Below are 19,316 nucleotides of genomic sequence, written 5' to 3'. Positions count from 1 at the left end.
GATCGTTCTTTTATTATTAAATAATCTTCCCCTTGATGGATAAGCAAAGCTACATGTGAATTCCTCAAGTCATGGAAACGGCTAGCTCCACATGTCTTCATCGAAACATCTGTTTTATTTTTCTGTTGAAAATATCTTTGGTGGGGGATCTATCTTTGAATTGAAACATATAACTCTCTTCTGATGGGACTAATAAATTCTTTGAACTGCTTAGATTTCATACAAAAACAGTGCTGGAATGCCTACATTAAACTATTGTTGTGGAAGGTGAAAGGGTCAGGGTTTTTTCTGAGTACAGATATACCTTTTATAAAACGAGGCACTGCCGAATGACACCAAGAACAAGTGTATACGGAGAAACGCCGCAAAAAAGGGTGTTACATCTTGTAGCATTCTTTTTACTTTTTATCTAAAAAAGGAGAAATATATATGTTAAAATAACTTTAAATTCCTTTTTTAGTTGGAGGTTGCAATGTCAAATCTTGTTTTAAATACTTTCACTTCCTTTAGTTTTATTTGTTATCCAAAAGATCTGAAAAAGGCTGCTGGCTTAAATGCTGCCAAGTTTCAAATATATATGATCATCCGTATACCTAAGATAACAATAGATTCAAACTCCTTAAAAGTATTTAGAAGTCATATAGAATTAGTTTTGAAATTTAAAACAGATTTTGGTACCTTTAATGAAACGATAAAATGTCAATTTTCTTGTGATCGTGATCATACTATGTTCAATTATGAGATTGATAAATTAGGGAAGACTTTAAAAATCAAAGATGGTACAGATGAAGTTACTTTTAGGGCATTATTTCTACAAGGGAAATTTTCAAAAGCTATTCCCGCTGAAGTGCTTTATATCGGAAGAGCTTATGGGAAAAATGGAAATAGAACAGCGTTTGATAGATTAAAATCACATGAATCTCTTCAAAGAATTCTTGCAGATCATACTTATGAAGAAGTTATTGGGGATATTGCTATAGCTTTATTTGAAATCAATGCAAAGTTGATTGGTGAATTCATAGATATGGCAAATCCTTCGGAAGATAGCTTTAACTTAGAATCTGTACTCTTATTAAAGAATCCGATAGCTATGAATCAAGTGATTAATATTACTGAAGCTGCCTTGATAAATTTTTTTAAACCTAAATATAATAATATATTAAAGAATAACTTTCCAGACAAAACTCACACAAGTTATAATGAATCTTTTAAGTTAAGGTATACATCAGTTACTGTAGAAGTTGATCAGGAGACTTTAAATATTAGACTTTTCACTAAACATAATAAATATAACCCTTACGATTTAATAACGTATGTTCTTACTCCATAAGTTATTCTCTATATTATTTGCACATAAAAAGGATGTTACAGATGTAGCACTCTTTTTTATTTTCCTTGAAAAGAAAAGGCAAATAGAAAGCGAGATTTTGAGGTGAGGGAAGTTTTGAAAAGTATTAATGAATAAGCCTGTAAAGTTCCTTGTGGGGGATGAAAATGAGCCGAATTATGAAAAAATCACTCATTCTATTTATGAAAGAGCAATTAGAGACACATTGTGTATAACCGAATCAATTAGGACGGTTTACTTAATTGTTATGTCTCGAATGAACATTGGTATTTGTTATAATGAATTGAAAGAATATAAAATTATTCATATTATTTTATCTTGTTAGAACGTTTTTGAGGGATCCTAACATGGTTTCCTAACAAAGACTTTATTCACTTTAACCTATGTTGAAGCAAAACAACAAAAAATCTTGAGATTACTAGGGAAGCGCTAGAAAAGGGGATGCAAACACATGTCAATTTACCATAAAGTCATTGGAGAAGGATTTCCGATCGTAATATTGCATGGTTGGACACTTGACCATCAAGTGATGTTCCATGCATTGGAACCGGTATTTGAAAAACAAAGCGGTTGGAAGAGAATATACATAGACTTACCGGGGATGGGACGTTCCGAGGCGCATCCATCTATTCAGAACTCTGATGATATGTTAGAAGCGGTATTGCGTCTTTTGGATGAGCTGATCCCTGATGAACAGTTTATTGTTTGTGGTTATTCGTATGGAGGGTACATAGCTAGAGGTATTGTTCATTCACGCCGGGAAACCGTTCGTGGATTACTGCTTGTGGCCCCAATGACTATACCTGTATTCGATAAAAGAGTCGTGCCAGAGAAGACCGTTCTAAAAAGTGACAGTCACTTAATTTCACAACTGTCTTCAGAAGAGGCGGATGAATTTTGCTCCATGGCCGTTGTGCAAGGAAAGATGGAATGGGAAAGATTCCGCGATGAAATTTACCTTCCTTCTAAACAAACAAATCATGAATTCATCAATAACATTCTTCAAAATGGATATGGCTTTACCTTCGATATTTCTTCTGAATTTCAGTATCCTACGCTCATTATCACAGGACATCAAGACCATGTCGTCGGATATCACGATGCGTGGCGGCTGATCGAAGACTATCCAAGGGCCACTTTTGCAGTGCTTGATATGGCTGGTCATAACCTGCAGATTGAACAACCCGATGTGTTTCATTCATTAGTCCATAACTGGTTAAATAGACTTGAGTCGGTGGTATAACTGTTTATAAATAGGGTTAACTGTTGCGATTTTTGTGATTTCCGCTGAATTAGAGATGTGTACTATTGGAAAACAGATAAGATGCTGTGCAAATTTGAGCAAGTGGGAGTCCTGTAACAGTAATTATGAAGCATGATAGTAAAGAAAAGAAGAATTCATAACTAATGATATTAATTCACTATGTTGAGATCCTAGTAAGTGAATAACCTGTGGAGATTCAAGTTGTCTTGCCTGTATCCATGAAATTAATCTTTATAGACCTTTGGTATTTTTATTTTTTATAGTTTCTAAAAAATCCACTCACCTTTTAAGTAAGTGGACTTTTTTTTGAGAGGGACGAGTTACATAATTAATCATTATCCATAGTTGTGGGTTATTAAATAAGTGAAGACGACTATTAATACATAGGTGCAAACGAGAGTAATAGATATTTGTTTTATAAACTTTAATTTGTTTGCGGGTCTTTTATCTTTATAAGTTCGAAAAAAAGTAACTCCTAAAATAATGAGAACAACTAGGGGAAATGAAAATGTAGTTATATTTTTCCACATAATATCACTCCAATTGTATAGTTAAAATTACTGTGGTGAAAATTTATAAGCTAAAGTCCACCATATTTTCATATTTATTCCTTTTCCGTTATTGTTAGCACTAGCGCGAGAGCCCATTAAATGAAAATAAGCGCTACCTAAACCTGCAGGTAAGGCTGGCCAAAAACCAAACCATGTAAGAAGGAGTGCGCCACCACCAGCAATAGTACCCGCACTACCCAAATCAGCTGCGAATTTATTCGTATCACAGCTATTCAACTTCTGTGTAAAGCCCCACCAATAATCTTTAGATTTAGTTGTTTTTCCTTTACAAGCAAGTGTCTGCATATCAGGTGACACTTGTTCTTTATCCTTTAAACGAATGATACTCAAATCATCTTCAACTTTTAATATACCTGCCTCTATTTCTGAGTTTAGTTGATTTAAAAATGTTATTTGGCCTTCAATCAGAGTTAAGTCAACTCCATCAGAATAAGCTTCTTCTTTGTTAAAGGAAAATTTCCCATTGAATACTTTGATATATTTTTCTAAAGCCATCACATCTTCAGCATCAAAAATTTTATTATTTGAATTGGTATCTACCCTAGTATTAACTTCTTTTTTCTCCTTTGGAGCATAATTATAATTCGTAGCGCTAGCTACCGAATTAGGAGTAATAGAAATTATTAGTGATAAAATAAGGGTGAATAGAATAAACCTTTTCATTTTTATATCTCCTTTGAATTATCATTACTTTCCAATTAAATCATAAATTTGAATATGAGTATTGAGTCATTAGTTCTATATGAGTCCTAGTGAGATTGTAGTTGAATTTATTCTTTGAAGTAAAAATTTTAGAATTCATCTATAAGATGAAATTGCAATAATTTCCGCTTCATGTTACAATAAGAATAATTATTTTTGTTCGGCGTAAAGGATAGCATGAAGAAAGACTTTTCGTCTTGAGGATACTTTGGGCAAGGATAGTATAATACATTGTGTGGTAAACGCACGAGGAGGCAACAAACATGGAACAAGGTACAGTAAAATGGTTTAACGCAGAAAAAGGTTTTGGATTTATCGAACGTGAAGAAGGCGACGATGTATTCGTACATTTCTCAGCTATCCAAGGTGACGGATTCAAATCTTTAGACGAAGGTCAAAAAGTATCATTTGACGTAGAGCAAGGTTCTCGTGGAGCTCAAGCTGCTAACGTTCAAAAAATTGCTTAATCTTCATTCTATCAAAACGGGTTCTCTGTAGAGAGCCTGTTTTTTTGTGCTTTCATTTATTTCTGCAATAAAAAACCCTACTCAACGTACAAGTAGGGAGATGTTACAAGGTAATCGTAAAAAAATTCATGCTTCAAAGGTTTATCAACAGTATAGCATATTGGATTTACAATATGCGGAATTTGCCTAAATAAATTCTTTTTTCTTTACTGGTCGAAGATAGAGGGATTTGTTCGTAGAGAAAATGTATTCAAAAAATGGGGAAGCAGGTAGACAATATTAGCAGAAACTCTTGATTTGTTTTTCAGTGATTCCTTTGATGACTTCTAGCTCACTAAGCAAATAACCATGAGCATCGTCAAGCATTTTCTTTTCGCTTGCATTCAGTTTTTTTTCTTTCTTCATTCGCATGAGATCACGTACCACCTCAGCGCCTTCTAGTATGTGGCCCGTTTTTATTTTGTCTGTGTTGATTTTATATCTCTCTTTCCATGGCAATAACTTATCTGATGTTCCATTTTGGAAAGTGTGTATGATGTTCTTTAAGGCAAGTATATCTGTAACTGGTCTTATTCTTGACCTTGATATCTTCCTTGTAGGAATCATCACTTTCATATGGCTAACGGCCATCTTAATCACATAATACTGTTGTTTTTCATCAGAGAATTCTTTTTCTTCTATGGCTTCAATTATACCTGCTCCGTGCATTGGATAAACAATGTTATCACCAATTTGAAACATATCATCCGCCTCCATATCATGTATCTACTTTAAGGGTACCACACTTAGAGGTAAAATAATCAAATTTTTAATAATAACATGTTTATTTATTTTTTGTCAATAAATTTTGTTCTAAAAAAGAGAGATTTTTTTGGAAATTTCGGATGATTTTTGAGTATATCCTCAAGGATCCTCGCTACAAGAAAAACAGGATATCGACCATTAAAAAAGACCAGCCATTGAGCTGGTCTTTCCAAATAGAATTCGATCATAATGTCGAAATATCAATCACAAACCGATAACGCACATCACTTTTGAGCACACGTTCATATGCTTCATCGACTTGATTTGCGTTGATCACTTCAATTTGTGGTGCGATCTTGTGGGCAGCTGCGAAATCGAGCATTTCTTGTGTTTCTTGGATGCCGCCAACGAGTGAGCCGGCGATGCTGCGACGTCCCGTAATTAATGAAAACACATGGAAGTTGTCTGGCTTTGGTGGTGCACCGACGTTTACTAATGTTCCATCAACACGAAGTAAGGACAAATAGGCATCCACGTTGATATTGGCAGAGACGGTATTGAGAATGAGATCATATTGACCGGCTAGTGTCTTAAACGTATCAGGGTCACTTGTAGCAAAATAGTCTTTTGCACCAAATGACAGCGCCTCTTCTTTTTTATTCATAGAGCGGCTTAATACAGTCACTTCTGCGCCAAGTGCGCGTGCAAATTGAATGGCGACATGACCTAGACCGCCCATTCCGACGATCGCCACTTTTTTGCCAGGTCCAGCCTTCCAGTGTTTTAACGGAGAATACGTTGTGATGCCGGCACAGAGAAGAGGGCTGGCGACATCGAGGGAGAGCTGGTCAGGAATATTGACAACAAATCGTTCTGTCACAACAATTTTCTGACTGTAGCCGCCGTAAGTTGGTTCTCCATCATAATCCAGGTTATTATAAGTTTGAACGACTCCTTTCTTGCAATATTGTTCATCTCCATTTTGGCAATATTCACATGTACCGCAAGAATCGACAAAACAACCGACGCCTACACGATCACCAATGTTGAATTTCGTGACAGCATCCCCAACAGCTGAAACAACTCCAGTAATCTCATGACCCGGAACCATTGGGAAAATACCGCCGCCCCATTCATCAAAGGCACTGTGGATATCTGAATGACAGATCCCGCTAAACTGAATATCAATTAAAATATCATGTGGACGAAGTGCTCTTCGTTCAATGGTTGTCCGTTCAAAGTTTGCTTTTGCATGGGAAACACTTAAAACATTTGATTGGTGCGTCTGACACATTCTGGATCATCCTTTCAAAAGTAAGATTCGGTCCTTCCTCTATACTGTACGTCTTAAAGTGAACTTTAAGTCAACATAGAACTCTGTGATCGCCTCAATTCAGGCTTTAGCATCAACCTTGAATCAAGATTTGAGCCAAAAGTATCTTGTCTTCTCGATAAAAATGGAGATGATGGGAAAAGGGAGATCGTCAAGTAAGAGAAAGAAGAGAAGGGTGAAAACAATGAAAATAGCACAAGCCGCCAAGCAGCTCGATTTATCTACTGCTACGCTCAGGTATTATGAGAATATAGGTTTAATTAGACCGATCAGGCGTGATGAAAATGGTGTTCGTGATTATACAGAAGAAGATATTCAGTGGATAGAATTTATTAAATGTATGAGAAATGCGGGTCTGTCAATTGATGCTCTTAGAGAATATACGGCTTTATTTATCGAGGGAGAGGATCGTACATTGTCCTCAAGGAAGCGTATTTTGGTCAATGAGAGAGAAAGACTTGTAGACAAACAAAAGGAAATCGAAGAAACGATTAAACGGTTAGATTACAAGATTGAAAGTTATGAAGATATTATCCACAGTTATGAACAAAAACTAGTTCATCAATTAAAAACGAACTCTATTTAAATGAAGAAAAACCTGTGACTTGTCACAGGTTTTGTGATGTGGTTATCTTTTTGTGTAACGCACCCAATTGTAATGAGCGTAAAGTGGAGTAACACCGTTGTAGGAGCCGAGCCATTCATCGACACCTGCACCATTCCATAAGTTCATCATAATCTTTCCAGGTGTTTGAGGGATTTGAGTAGTAGCCGTATGTTTTAATTGACCGTCCACATACCATTTAATCGAGTTAGGCTGCCAGTCGAACGCATATGTGTGATAAGAGTTTGCTGCATCAAAACCAAGGTTGACGATTTTTTCATGATTTCCGACACCATTGGTATAATAGTTAAACTGAACCTTTGTCGTATCTTTTCCTAGAAATTCGATGTCAATTTCATCCCAAGGCGTACCATCAGTCGGTCCCGTATAAGTAAAGAACGAAGACACGATCCCAACATTTTTGGCTGGTTTCATGCTGACTTCATAAAGTCCATAGCCATATGTTTGAACGGAGCGGTTTTCTCCACAGTCAAACTTATTATACGAAGGACTAGTGAGCGATAATCGCATTTCCCCTAACGACGTCATGGAGACATTGTTTGCGCGCCACGTACAGTTAAACATATTTCCGTTCGAGTACCCATCGGCTTTTTGCCATAACCCCGTATTATAGTTGTTGAACGGTTCATAAAACGACCCGCCCGTTTGTGCCGAGGCACTTGCAGCAAATGTGGACAAACTTAAGAATAATCCAGTGACAAGCAGCATCAACATTCGTTTTACACGGTAAGACATGTAGGCATTCCCCTCTCTTTTTTGAAAGCGTTTTCTTTTTGATCATACATGATTCTCTCAAAATGGAAAATCGGTCTAAATAATGATAAACAGTGTGTTTTTTTAATAGAATGAAAAGAAAATTGATAGGTAAAAAATAATGATTGACAAAGCGGACAGTTGTCCGTAAGATAATACCGGTACAATTGTCCTAATGAAAATGAAAGAAATTTGATTTACACATAGAGATATATGCAAGGTGGATGAAGGTGAAGCATCATGGAAAAGGATATTGGAAAGGAAATTGAAGAGGTCGCTTTCTCTTTGTTTCAAGAGTTTGGTGTAGAGAATGTCAGTATGCATAAAATCGCAAAAACAGCTGGTGTTGGTCAAGGGACCCTTTACCGCCGCTATGCAAATAAAAGTGATTTGTGTCTCTCTATTCTTGGTGAGAGATTTGAACAGCTGATCCCTGCTTTGCATCTTTACTTAAATAAAATAAGTGATCAGCCGGTTCAAGATCGTTTGCAATATGTTCTCGAGGAGATCCATCTCATCGTTGGTCATCACTTAGACTGGATTCGGATGCTGACGATTTCTGGGAATTTAGAGCAGACAAGTAAGGTGTATGATTCTCATTACAGTCAATCACTCAAACAAATCATTCGTAATTTGCTCGAGGAAGCAAAAGAAAAAGGAGAAGCGAACATACAAGACATTGAGTTGACGACATTATGTATGTCCTCTCCAATGACGCCTGAACTCATGTTTTATATTCATGAATCCGGCTACTCAATCGAAAAAATTGCACAATTCGCTGCAGAAAGACAGGTTTTGTCTGTCTTTTCCTAGACATTGAAGTGGCTCATTTCTGTCCTGCCTAACTACTTATGGTTCATCAAAATTGAAAAAGAAAAGGAGCCAACTTAATATGAACAAACAGCAAACAGCAGCTTCCGACATTCGAACGCTGCCCATTATTATTTCATTTATCACAGCTGGATTTATTGGACTGTTCAGTGAAACGGCATTAAACATGGCGCTGAGAAGTTTAACATTAGACTTTGGTATTGAAGCAACGACTGCTCAGTGGCTGACCACCGGCTATTTATTAACACTGGGGATTCTCGTTCCGATTTCTGGCCTCATTCTTCAATGGTTTACAACAAGACAGCTTTTCATCACCTCACTGGTCTTTTCGATCATCGGTACATTTATTGCGGCCGTTGCACCAGTCTTCAGTATTTTAATGGTGGCACGTGTGGTGCAGGCAGTAGGAACAGCCTTGCTCCTTCCATTGATGTTTAATACGATTTTGGTCATCATTCCGCCTCATAAAAGAGGTAGATCAATGGGGATTATCGGTCTTGTCATTATGTTTGCCCCAGCAGTTGGTCCAACGGTCTCTGGTCTTATTCTTAAATCGTTAACATGGCATTGGATTTTTTGGATTTCGCTTCCGTTATTGGTTGCTGCACTCGTATTTGGGTATATTTTTATGCAAAATATTACGGAACCCACAAGACCGAAAATCGACATTTTATCGATTGTGCTATCAACCATCGGTTTCGGTGGAATTGTGTATGGCTTTAGCAGTGCTGGTGAAGGCGGCGGCTGGAGCAGTATGCATGTGATTGTGGCGATTGTTGTAGGTGTCATTGGCATTCTTGTGTTCTCCCTAAGACAGTTAAACATGAAAGAACCGATGTTGAATTTAAGCCCATTTAAATATCCAATGTTTGTGATCGGGTTACTTCTGATCTTAGTGTGTATGATGGTGATGCTGTCTGCTATGATGATTTTGCCATTATATCTGCAAACGTCCTTGGCACTTTCTACATTTACAGCAGGTTTAATGCTATTACCAGGTGGAATTATCAATGGACTGCTATCGCCAATCATGGGTGGGCTTTTTGATAAATTTGGGCCGAAGTGGCTTGTCATCCCAGGCCTTGTCATCGTTGCAGCGACCATGTTTGGCTTCACGAACTTAAGTGTGAATACGTCCATCGGTTATATCGTGACGCTTCATATTACGTTAATGATAGGAATTGCGATGATCATGATGCCTGCCCAAACAAATGGATTGAATCAGCTGCCGCCAGAGCTATATCCGCACGGAACAGCGATTATGAATACATTGCAGCAAGTATCAGGAGCGATTGGGACTGCAGTTGGTATCTCGATCCTTTCATCAGGAGCTCGCAGCTTTATGGAAAATGTGGCTGATCCCGCAAATCCAGTCAATCAGCTGCTCGCCTTTACAAATGGCGTCCAGCATGCCTTTATCTTTGCTGTCATTATGACAGTGATTGGCTTGGTGATTGCTTTCTTTATTAAACGAGTGAAAGTAGAACAACAAGTATCATAATATATGAAAAGCACTGAGGACTTAGCGCCGCAGTGCTTTTTTTATTTACTCATAGGGGTGAATGTTTGTTTCAAAGGAGCTGAAAATGGGGAGATAGATAAAAAGCAACGACTCTCTGACGACATTGAAGGAAAAGGCGAAATTCGTAACGAATGGATAGAGATAAAAGAATAAGATAGGAGCTGAGATCATGAACTTAGACGAACAAATCAAAATGGCTGAGTCATTACGTCAACCAGCTGAAGATTCATTAGCTGGTCAATCAGAACTAAAGCCAGTCCACCCTCCTGAAGTGAACAAAATGGAATATGATATCCCAACAGGTGCTGGTGAAACAAAGGTGTGGGTATTTAAACCTGTGAAAACATTGAAACAACCCCTACCTGTTTTTGTGAATTTGCATGGGGGCGGTTTTATCCTTGGAAGTGCTGAAATGGATAATCATTGGTGTCCGGTCATAGCAGATCGTGCGGAGTGTATCGTTGTCAATGTGGAATATCAGCTGGCACCGGAACACCCTTTTCCGGCCGCTCTTCATGAATGCTACGATGTGATGAAATGGTTATATGAACATCCTGATGAACTACAAATAGACCCAAATCGATTAGCCATTGGTGGACATAGTGCAGGTGGGAATTTGGCAACAGCGGTTTGTTTGCTTGATATCCAAAAAGGGAACAAACTTCCGATTGTCTATCAAGTGCTTGACTATCCGCCGCTTGATTTAGCTACTGATCCAGCACAAAAGCCAGCGTTTGAAGAAGCAATTCCAGTTGAAATGGCGAGACTGTTTAATGCCTTCTACCTGCAAGGTCAAGATCCGCACAATCCGCTCGTTTCTCCGGTCTTTGCAGAGAGAGAAGTGTTAGCACAAATGCCTCCAGCTCTTGTTATCACAGCTGAGAAGGATTCACTAGCTGAAGAAGCTGAGCATTATGCGGACAAGTTAAAAGAAGCAGGGGTAGATGTCACATACAAACAATTTAAAGGAGTCCCTCATGCGTTCACTCATGCCGGAGATTTAAAGATAGCTGAAGAGGCTTGGCATCTGATGAGCGATCAGCTTAAGAAGGCGTTTGAATAAGAAATATTCGGATATCAGTAAAAAGCACAGACTTTTTTTCTGTGCTTTTTTTGTGTTCTTGCTGACGTCTTGAAAAGAAGTGTAGATACAACAATCGCAGCAGTCGATATAATAGTAAGATAGAAGACATCTAAAAAGGAGCTAATAGAATGAAAAAAGAGACACTACAGGCATTTTGTCTTTCTTTACAAGGAGCAACCCACGACTATCAACCTGAGTGGCAGGCAGATCGTTATCATATAGGTGGAAAGATGTTCGCCATGATGGGGGGAGACGTCGATCGCAAGCCAGTTATCACTTTAAAATGTGATCCGCAACGTGCTGAAGAATTAAGAGAAATGCATGAAGGAATTATTCCCGGCTATTACATGAATAAGACGCATTGGAATTCTATTTATCTTGATGCAGATATTCCATCTTCATTTGTCGAAGAGCTAATTGAACATTCCTATCAACTGGTTTTTCACAAATTAACAAAAAAAGCTCAGCAGGCTATCCTCCAACATAATTCAAAAGAAACCGATTAAATGCTGAACGTTCAGTTGTTCATGTCTCTTTGAATCTCTTCAAAATTGACTAGAGTCACATGCTCTCGCTATACTTTAAACAGCTAGAAGATACGAATAGGGGGATATACAATGGGCTATACAGTCATTACAGGGGCAAGTTCAGGTATTGGATATGAAACGGCTTTGGCCTTTGCAGCAAGAGGAAAAAATCTGATCTTAGCTGCACGCCGGCTTGATAAACTCCAAGAACTGAAAGAAAAGATTCTAGAAACATATCCCGATATTCAAGTGAAAGTCCAGTCTGTTGATTTAACAGACAGAGAGCAAGTGTATTCTTTCTATGAGTCATTAGCTGGTGATGAGCTGGATACGTTCATTAATAATGCTGGGTTTGGCCATTTTGGTTCAATAGGAGAGCAGGATGTGAAAAAAATTGGGGACATGCTTCATCTCAATATTGAAGCGTTAACAATTTTATCCACTCTGTTTGTCCGTGATTATGAGCAAAAAGAGGGGACGCAGCTAATCAATATCTCTTCAAGAGCGGGTTATACCGTCGTCGGAAATGCTGTCACTTATTCAGCCACGAAATTTTATGTGAGCGCCTTTACTGAAGGGCTGGCCCTAGAATTGAAAGAAAAAGGAGCCAAATTACAGGCAAAAGTATTAGCGCCTGCTGCGACAGAATCGGAATTTGCAAAGCGTTCATTAGATGTCGATCAATTCGAATATGAAGGCACTATCAAGAAATATCACACATCAAAAGAAATGGCAGCGTGCTTGCTTGAGCTTTACGACAGTTCAAAAACAGTTGGTATCGTTGATGGGAAGACATTTGATTTTGAATTGAAGGACCCCATTTTTTCACACGCTGGCACAAGCATGAAATAAAAAGTTCCAATCACTGAGATAGATTCTCTTAGCGATCAGCAGGATACCGAGCCGAAAGATGTCTTGGATAATGTGGAGCACTGTCAACACATACTAGAATAGATAAAAACACCTATACATTAGGTGTTTTTTTTATACTTCTTTGATGAATGAAAGAATCGCAGGTCCAGTAGATGAGACTGCTGACAATCATGATCGGAAGGGATGTGGAGCTCTCAATTCCATCCATAACAAAAAGCATGACAATCATTGCTATCAGTAAGTAAGCCGCTAAATAAAGAGGATCAAAAGCCTTGGGCTGTAAAGAAAACAACAACTGTAAAGGTACCGCAAAGATGAAATAATAAACAAAAAAGATGGGAGTGTAAAACATCATAAACGCAGGCTCGCCCTGAATCGGTGGATACAAACATACGAACAAGCTGAGTAAAATGGAACTGAAGAATAGTGTGAGTAGGATTTTGTAAAATGGTTGAACGGAACGCACTGTATGTACTCCTTTTTTTTGTAATATTTCCTATATTTTATCATAAATGGGTTGAGAACAATTTCTGAAGTCAATTTAGGTATTATGGTATAAATAAATTTTGATAATAGTGCCCTTTTTCCTTTATTTGGTTCTGTGACTTTCACCTCATGCTGATGAATGAAGGAATGGTATAAAGTAAACCCTATAGACAGATAATTATTCATCACATTTAAGAAAAGAGATGATCTTATGAACGTAACAAAATGGTTTGGTGCTGCCCTTCTTTCTGTTTCACTATTGGTGACCGCAGCTTGTGCGAACGATAGCACTCAAGAGAATAATCAAAGTAATCAAGAAAGCACTACTAGTGAAACAAAAGAAAAAAACACGGCTGTTGAGACAGGGAACAAATCTTTATCCAATATTAAGGTGTTGGCAACAGGCGGAACGATTGCCGGTAGTTCAGATAGTAATACAGATACGACTGGCTATAAATCTGGTGCACTTGGAATCGATAAAGTCATTGCTTCCGTACCACAGCTGAAGGATATTGCAAATGTCACGGGTGAGCAAGTAGCGAACGTCGGCAGTGAAAATGTGGATAACGCTCTTCTTTTAAAATTAGCGAAACGAGTCAATCAGCTTTTAAATGATGATCAAGTGGATGGCATTGTGGTGACACATGGTACAGATACTTTAGAAGAAACGGCCTATTTTTTACATTTGGTTGTAAAAAGTGATAAGCCAGTGGTGGTCGTGGGTTCCATGAGGCCAGCATCTGCCATTAGTGCGGATGGCCCGCTTAACTTGTATCATGCAGTGAAAATTGCTTCGACAAAAGAAGCCAAAGGCAAAGGTGTAATGGTGACATTAAATGACCGAATTGCCTCTGCTCGTTTTATTACGAAGACAAATACCACCACAACCGATTCGTTCAAATCTCTTGAGCAAGGGTACATTGGAGAAGTGGCGGGTGAAGTTGTCTCTTTTTATAACGAACCGACAAGAAAACATACAGCTGACAGTGAATTCGATATTTCAAAGCTAAAAGAGCTGCCGCAAGTGGATATCTTATACGGCTATCAAAATGATCAAAAGTATGTGTATGATGCTGCGGTTAAAGCAGGAGCGAAAGGCATTGTCGTTGCCGCCGCAGGAAATGGAACGATGTCAACAGAAGCGATCAACGGGGCAACAGATGCAGTGAAGAAAGACGTGGTGATCGTGAGGTCAAGCCGTGCAGGAAATGGCATTGTCACACATGAAAAAATGGATGATGAACATCATTTTGTCTCATCGGATTCATTAAATCCACAAAAAGCACGCATTTTACTCATGCTGGCTCTGACGAAAACAAAAGATCCAGATAAAATTCAATCCTATTACGAGCAGTATTAAAAAGAAGAAGACCCGACGAATCATTGGGTCTTTTTTATATGTGTACCTGATGTTCAGCCCGTTTTTTTAAAGAGAGTAAAATGTCTCTCCAAACATCATCTATATCAGTCAGAAAATGTCCTGCTTGCTCGATATAGTGCGTTTTGGCGTTTGGAATGTTGGGAGCAATGCTTTCTATCTCTGCAAAAGGGGCCATCTGATCCTCTTTTCCATGCCAGACATCCACAGGGATTTGTATATCTTTCATATCGAATGCCCATGACCGTGAGAGTAAATCTGGTTCATGAATACATTCATCAACCGATTGACGAGTAGCTTCGTATAAATGCCGCATCATCAGCTCCAGTTGCTCATCGGTTTGAAGAAATTGCCGATCCGAAGGATGTAAATGTTTGTTCCCTTTTTTCGTTAGTTTCTTGAATTTCTCTGGTTTCTTTTCAATGAGTTTTTTCTGAGCGCGATAGCTTGCCTTTAAGAGCCAAGGCATTCTTTTACTGAGGAAAAAGGCAATCTTGTTCTCCTTTAGCATACTTTTAGGCGGTTTACCATCCTGAAATGGGGTGGTACTTGAGACGAGAGCAGCTGAAAGAATGCGGTCTGGCAATTGATAGGCACAACCAGCAGCGAATGCCCCGCCTCCAGAGACACCAATCACTGAAAAATGGGAGATATCAAGATGATCGGCCACTTCCTGTACGTCTTTTGCCCAGTCTAAAATGGTGCGGTCAGGTTGCGGATCAGATAAACCAAAACCAGGTCTGTCTAAAGAAATAAGACGAATGCCAAGCTCTTTTGAGATTGGATCATCATCTAAAAACATCACTCTCGATCCAGGTGTCCCATGAAAAAAGAATACTGGGAATCCTTCAAGATCACCGTATTGAGACAAACCAATATGACGTCCATCTTGCAAATGAATCCTGTCCATTTGATCATCCCTTTCATCGTTTATCTAACTTACATATTCATGCATGAAACGCCGGGTTAAGGCGTTTCTTTCGCAATTTGATAGATTTTTTCGTAAAGCGATAATAATGTTTTTAGATCTTCTTTTGAAAGCTGGGCATAGTATTTTTGAATAAGATGCAGCTGAATTTTTTCAATATCTTTATGATAGTCATGGCCCTTTTGAGCAAAATCAACAATGATTTCTCTACGGTTATGTGGATTAATCTCTCTTTTCACATATCCAAGCTGTTCAAGCTTTGATATGAGCTGGCTAGCGGCACTAGATGAAATGGAGAAATAATCAGCCAGTTCATTGATTGTTCTCGTCTTCGACCGCAGCAATTCAAGGGTCAGTTCTTGTTTGCTTGTTAAATCTGCATACTCATTTTTTAAGAATCGTTGATACTCTTCTACATAGATAGAACCTAGTGCGTTTGAGTACTCAATGATTTTTTTGCTGTAATGAATGATATCCTCATCCAATGACATCACCTCTTTTCTCCTATATTATATGCGATCTTAATATTTAAGTGAAGTTAAATGTTAAGGAAAATTAAATAAAAAGAGAATAGACTTGATGAGAAAATGACCTCTATCTCCACTTTTCATCAACAATGGACAAAGAATACTTCCTGTTTGGTGATGGCATAAATGATCGTTTTGTTTGTTTTCACTTAGATTCACTCCTTTGGAAGTCGGGACTTTTTCATTGAATTATGGGCGATCTCCATTTATAATAAAAAAATAAACCAACTGGTCGGTTTTATTTGTCCGTGTGAAGAAAAGCAAGGTAGAAGGGATTGTTCATAGATGACAAGTGCACAGAGCGGGGCTGGAAAAAGTGAAAAGACGAAGCAGAAAATTGTCACCGCTTCACGTGATTTATTTGCGAAAAAAGGATATTCGGAAACATCAGTGCGAGATATTCTAGAGGCGGCTGAGATTAGTAAAGGCAACCTCTATCATCATTTTAAAGGAAAAGAGTTTTTGTTCCTTCATATTATGGAAGAGGATCATCGATTCATGATGGAGACGTGGCATGAAGAGAAACAAACGCTGCACCGGGCCATTGATAAGCTCGCAGGGTTTGCAGAGCTACTTAGTCAAATGGGGATTAACTATCCTTTAATGAGAGCAAGTGAAGAATTCTGTGCCAGTGCATTTACATCAGATGAAGTCATGGAGCGGCTGAACAAGATTGATGTAGACTTTGATGATGTGATGAGAGACATCCTGCTTGAAGGAAACGAAGATGGCAGCTGGTCGATTCAGCATGTTGAATCAAAAGTGAAAATATTACTTTCTGTATTCTATGGATTAGACGTGTTATATAAAAATGACACGATGCAGCAGAAAAAGGAATTACAAAAAGAGGCGATCTCATTGTTTATTCACGGAATCAACCATCATGAGTAACAAGTGAGTCAGTAAAGGGGAAACAAACATCATGCAAAAACCGATTCGTGAGCAAAAAGCCGTACTTGTTATTTTATTAAGTAATATATTTATTGCGTTTTTAGGTATCGGTCTGATTATACCTGTCATGCCGCTCTTTATGAATGTCATGCATTTAACGGGCAGTACGATGGGATATCTTGTGGCGGCGTTTGCTGTTGCACAGCTTATCGCATCACCTATTGCGGGAAGATGGGTAGACCGATACGGAAGAAAGATCATGATTGTGTCAGGCCTTTTTCTATTTGCGTTATCAGAACTCGTTTTTGGCTTAGGAACACACGTATATGTTCTGTATTTTGCAAGGGTTCTTGGCGGTATTAGTGCAGCATTTATCATGCCGGCTGTCACCGCTTATGTCGCCGATATCACGACTGTTCAAGAAAGATCAAAGGCAATGGGGTATGTATCCGCTGCTATTAGTACCGGATTTATCATCGGCCCGGGAATTGGCGGATTTATTGCAGAATATGGCGTTCGCCTGCCGTTTTTCTTTGCAGCAGGGATTGCATTTATTGCTGTGATTTCGTCTATGTTTATGCTGAAGGAACCATTAACAAAAGAAGAGAGAGAGAAACAAATGGATCAAGTGAAGGAATCGACCTTCTTTAAAGACTTGAAAAAATCGATTCATCCAAGCTATCTCATCGCCTTCATCATTGTCTTTGTGCTGGCGTTTGGACTATCTGCATATGAAACGGTCTTTAGCTTGTTTACAAATCACAAGTTTGGATTTGGTCCGAAGGATATTGCGATTATCATTACCGTCAGTTCAATTGTAGCCGTCATCATCCAAGTCCTCGTGTTTGGTAAAATGGTGAATGCGCTTGGGGAGAAACGAGTTATTCAACTATGCTTGATTGTTGGAGCAGTTCTCGCTTTTGTTTCCACAGTCGTGTCAGGCTTTATGGTTGTGCTGATCGTGACGTGTGTGATTTTCCTTGCGTTCGATTTATTGCGCCCTGCCCTCACGACCTTCTTATCAAAAATCGCTGGCAATCAGCAAGGATTTGTCGCAGGGATGAACTCTACCTACACAAGCCTTGGTACGATTTTTGGCCCGGCACTTGGCGGCATTTTATTCGATCAAAATATTCATTTCCCATTCCTGTTTGCAGGTGTTGTCTTATTTCTTGGATTGGGCTTAACCCTTATTTGGAAGGGGAAGGCGACGGTTGAATCTGATTAGATGAGGGGCTCTAACTAGGGCTCTTTTTTTTGTTCCTTTTGGATAGATGATTGAAAAATAATCACAAGGTCCCTGTTGATAAGGTGTTATACATGTTAATCTAATACATGTTTTACCAAAATGCAGGAGGAGGATGTTCAATGCAAATTAAAGAGATTTTTTATATTCGGTGTATCTCGTGTTTGAGTGTTGTGTTCATTCATGCAATAGCCATTTTATCTAGCCCCCATTCATCATCTATTCTTGTAGCACTACTCATGTTCAGTACCCCGAGTTTTATTTTCATTTCTGAGTTTTTATTGGCTCATGCTTATCCGAATGGTACCCCTAAAGGATTTATGTGGAAGAGGGTGAAAGCCATCTTTTTCCCATTTGCTTTTATTGGGATTGTCGATGGTTTCTTGCATTCGGCATCGTTAAATGGAGGGGCAGTTGACTTTTTTAAAAGAGCTTCAGCAAATGTCTTATTAGGGAATTATATTGGTTATTTTGTTCTGATTATTTTTCAATTTTACTTTTTGCACATGTTTTTCCACAAAATGGCTAAGCGTACCTCAGCCAAATGGGTATTGCCGATCTCCTTTATCATCACAGTTGGTTATTTAAGTGTCATGAACCTCGTCAAAATCCCACAACCTCAATTACCTAATCCAATGTTCGGCTTAGAATGGATTCCATTTCCAGGGTGGTTGTTCTATTTTTGTTTAGCCTATTATTGTGGAGCGAATTATCAGCAGTTTATCACAAGACTTCATCGTTTTAAGTATGCCGTGTATGGACTTGTTTTGATTTCAGCAGCGACCCTTCTAAGTAATTCATATGTAGGTTTTTTCGAGTCTTCTTCTAAGAGACCAGACGTTGTTCTTTATACAGTCAGTATTGTCTTCTTATGTTTTCTCTTGTTTTCTAAAGTGAAAAGCGTTCCACCTTTCGTAGCTGTCATTAGTCAATATTCATTCACCATCTATTTGCTTCACGGGTATTTTCTAGGTATCTCTGTGTTACTATGGGGACAATTAAAAGATTATCCATTCTTTGTAGGGACAATCATCATATCAGCACTTGCAATTGCAGGACCTATCCTATTGTCACGGATAGCAAATCATTATAGATATGGCTATATGTTTGTCGGTAAAATCAACAGAACGAGGCGAAAAACAGTCGCTTCATAAACGTTTTAAAGGGGATCTTAAGAAGATGCCCTTTTTTTGTTGCCTAAAAGTACAATGCTTC

Annotated in this window: 19 protein-coding genes; 13 read left to right on the top strand and 6 right to left on the bottom strand. The window is 38.5% G+C overall.

The window, feature by feature from the left end; genetic code table 11:
• Positions 1-472: 472 nt before the first annotated feature.
• Together ACSBQP_RS13970 and ACSBQP_RS13965 are read left to right on the top strand one after the other, a co-directional pair.
• The gene (locus tag ACSBQP_RS13970; RefSeq protein ID WP_217816144.1) at positions 473-1,330 is read left to right on the top strand and encodes a hypothetical protein; all 858 of its coding nucleotides are present in this window, start codon (positions 473-475) and stop codon (positions 1,328-1,330) included.
• A 469-nt stretch (positions 1,331-1,799) separates the two neighbouring features.
• Positions 1,800-2,591: an alpha/beta fold hydrolase gene (locus tag ACSBQP_RS13965; protein ID WP_435028509.1), complete on the top strand. Its 792-nt coding sequence runs from the start codon at positions 1,800-1,802 to the stop codon at positions 2,589-2,591.
• Between the two features lie 578 nt (positions 2,592-3,169).
• Here the strand turns inward: ACSBQP_RS13965 and ACSBQP_RS13960 are convergent.
• Positions 3,170-3,847, bottom strand: a complete 678-nt coding sequence (locus tag ACSBQP_RS13960; protein ID WP_217816142.1) for a hypothetical protein — start codon at positions 3,845-3,847, stop codon at positions 3,170-3,172.
• A gap of 302 nt (positions 3,848-4,149) precedes the next feature.
• Between ACSBQP_RS13960 and cspC the strand changes: the two genes are divergently transcribed.
• A complete protein-coding gene (gene cspC, locus ACSBQP_RS13955; protein ID WP_008346765.1) occupies positions 4,150-4,353 on the top strand; it encodes a cold shock protein CspC in 204 nt (67 codons plus the stop codon).
• A gap of 279 nt (positions 4,354-4,632) precedes the next feature.
• On the opposite strand, the gene ACSBQP_RS13950 is transcribed toward cspC, so the two are convergent.
• Both ACSBQP_RS13950 and ACSBQP_RS13945 read right to left on the bottom strand, forming a co-directional pair.
• Positions 4,633-5,094, bottom strand: a complete 462-nt coding sequence (locus ACSBQP_RS13950) for a CarD family transcriptional regulator (RefSeq protein WP_435028508.1) — start codon at positions 5,092-5,094, stop codon at positions 4,633-4,635.
• A 247-nt stretch (positions 5,095-5,341) separates the two neighbouring features.
• Positions 5,342-6,391 carry an NAD(P)-dependent alcohol dehydrogenase gene (locus ACSBQP_RS13945; RefSeq protein WP_148780851.1) on the bottom strand — a complete coding sequence of 350 codons (1,050 nt, stop codon included), beginning with the start codon at positions 6,389-6,391 and terminating at the stop codon, positions 5,342-5,344.
• Between the two features lie 223 nt (positions 6,392-6,614).
• Here ACSBQP_RS13945 and ACSBQP_RS13940 point away from each other — a divergent pair, with 223 nt between their 5' ends.
• Complete coding sequence (locus ACSBQP_RS13940; RefSeq protein WP_046342750.1) at positions 6,615-7,016, top strand: MerR family transcriptional regulator; 402 nt, start codon at positions 6,615-6,617, stop codon at positions 7,014-7,016.
• A gap of 42 nt (positions 7,017-7,058) precedes the next feature.
• Here the strand turns inward: ACSBQP_RS13940 and bglS are convergent, their stop codons facing one another.
• Positions 7,059-7,790 carry a beta-glucanase gene (gene bglS / locus ACSBQP_RS13935; protein WP_039169887.1) on the bottom strand — a complete coding sequence of 244 codons (732 nt, stop codon included), beginning with the start codon at positions 7,788-7,790 and terminating at the stop codon, positions 7,059-7,061.
• Positions 7,791-8,048: 258 nt separating this feature from the next.
• Between bglS and ACSBQP_RS13930 the strand changes: the two genes are divergently transcribed.
• From ACSBQP_RS13930 to ACSBQP_RS13905, 6 genes are all read left to right on the top strand, one after another.
• Positions 8,049-8,621, top strand: coding sequence for a TetR/AcrR family transcriptional regulator (locus tag ACSBQP_RS13930; RefSeq protein ID WP_435028507.1), 573 nt, complete (start codon positions 8,049-8,051; stop codon positions 8,619-8,621).
• Between the two features lie 79 nt (positions 8,622-8,700).
• Entirely contained in the window at positions 8,701-10,140 is a 1,440-nt protein-coding gene (locus ACSBQP_RS13925; protein WP_008346741.1) for a DHA2 family efflux MFS transporter permease subunit, read from the top strand.
• A 190-nt stretch (positions 10,141-10,330) separates the two neighbouring features.
• On the top strand, positions 10,331-11,224 hold the full coding sequence (locus ACSBQP_RS13920; protein ID WP_048002352.1) for an alpha/beta hydrolase: 894 nt from the start codon (positions 10,331-10,333) through the stop codon (positions 11,222-11,224).
• A 149-nt stretch (positions 11,225-11,373) separates the two neighbouring features.
• Positions 11,374-11,751 (top strand): MmcQ/YjbR family DNA-binding protein, encoded by a 378-nt coding sequence (locus ACSBQP_RS13915; protein WP_048001239.1) that lies wholly within the window; start codon positions 11,374-11,376, stop codon positions 11,749-11,751.
• A 111-nt stretch (positions 11,752-11,862) separates the two neighbouring features.
• Complete coding sequence (locus ACSBQP_RS13910) at positions 11,863-12,624, top strand: SDR family NAD(P)-dependent oxidoreductase (protein WP_041507603.1); 762 nt, start codon at positions 11,863-11,865, stop codon at positions 12,622-12,624.
• Positions 12,625-13,342: 718 nt separating this feature from the next.
• Positions 13,343-14,491, top strand: a complete 1,149-nt coding sequence (locus ACSBQP_RS13905; protein WP_007496435.1) for a type II asparaginase — start codon at positions 13,343-13,345, stop codon at positions 14,489-14,491.
• Between the two features lie 34 nt (positions 14,492-14,525).
• Here the strand turns inward: ACSBQP_RS13905 and ACSBQP_RS13900 are convergent, their stop codons facing one another.
• Together ACSBQP_RS13900 and ACSBQP_RS13895 are read right to left on the bottom strand one after the other, a co-directional pair.
• Complete coding sequence (locus ACSBQP_RS13900) at positions 14,526-15,419, bottom strand: alpha/beta fold hydrolase (RefSeq protein ID WP_035390346.1); 894 nt, start codon at positions 15,417-15,419, stop codon at positions 14,526-14,528.
• A 56-nt stretch (positions 15,420-15,475) separates the two neighbouring features.
• The gene (locus ACSBQP_RS13895) at positions 15,476-15,928 is read right to left on the bottom strand and encodes a MarR family winged helix-turn-helix transcriptional regulator (protein ID WP_007496431.1); all 453 of its coding nucleotides are present in this window, start codon (positions 15,926-15,928) and stop codon (positions 15,476-15,478) included.
• Between the two features lie 321 nt (positions 15,929-16,249).
• Here ACSBQP_RS13895 and ACSBQP_RS13890 point away from each other — a divergent pair, with 321 nt between their 5' ends.
• From ACSBQP_RS13890 to ACSBQP_RS13880, 3 genes are all read left to right on the top strand, one after another.
• Positions 16,250-16,855: a TetR/AcrR family transcriptional regulator gene (locus ACSBQP_RS13890; protein ID WP_017358446.1), complete on the top strand. Its 606-nt coding sequence runs from the start codon at positions 16,250-16,252 to the stop codon at positions 16,853-16,855.
• Positions 16,856-16,886: 31 nt separating this feature from the next.
• Complete coding sequence (locus tag ACSBQP_RS13885) at positions 16,887-18,083, top strand: MFS transporter (RefSeq protein WP_017358445.1); 1,197 nt, start codon at positions 16,887-16,889, stop codon at positions 18,081-18,083.
• A 140-nt stretch (positions 18,084-18,223) separates the two neighbouring features.
• Complete coding sequence (locus ACSBQP_RS13880; protein WP_017358444.1) at positions 18,224-19,255, top strand: acyltransferase family protein; 1,032 nt, start codon at positions 18,224-18,226, stop codon at positions 19,253-19,255.
• Positions 19,256-19,316: the final 61 nt, after the last annotated feature.

It is taken from the genome of Bacillus sp. G402, assembly GCF_051172515.1.
Classification (GTDB): Bacteria; Bacillota; Bacilli; order Bacillales; family Bacillaceae; genus Bacillus; species Bacillus altitudinis.
Note: the sequence above shows the minus strand (reverse complement) of the source record. Positions and strands in the feature narration are given on the sequence as shown.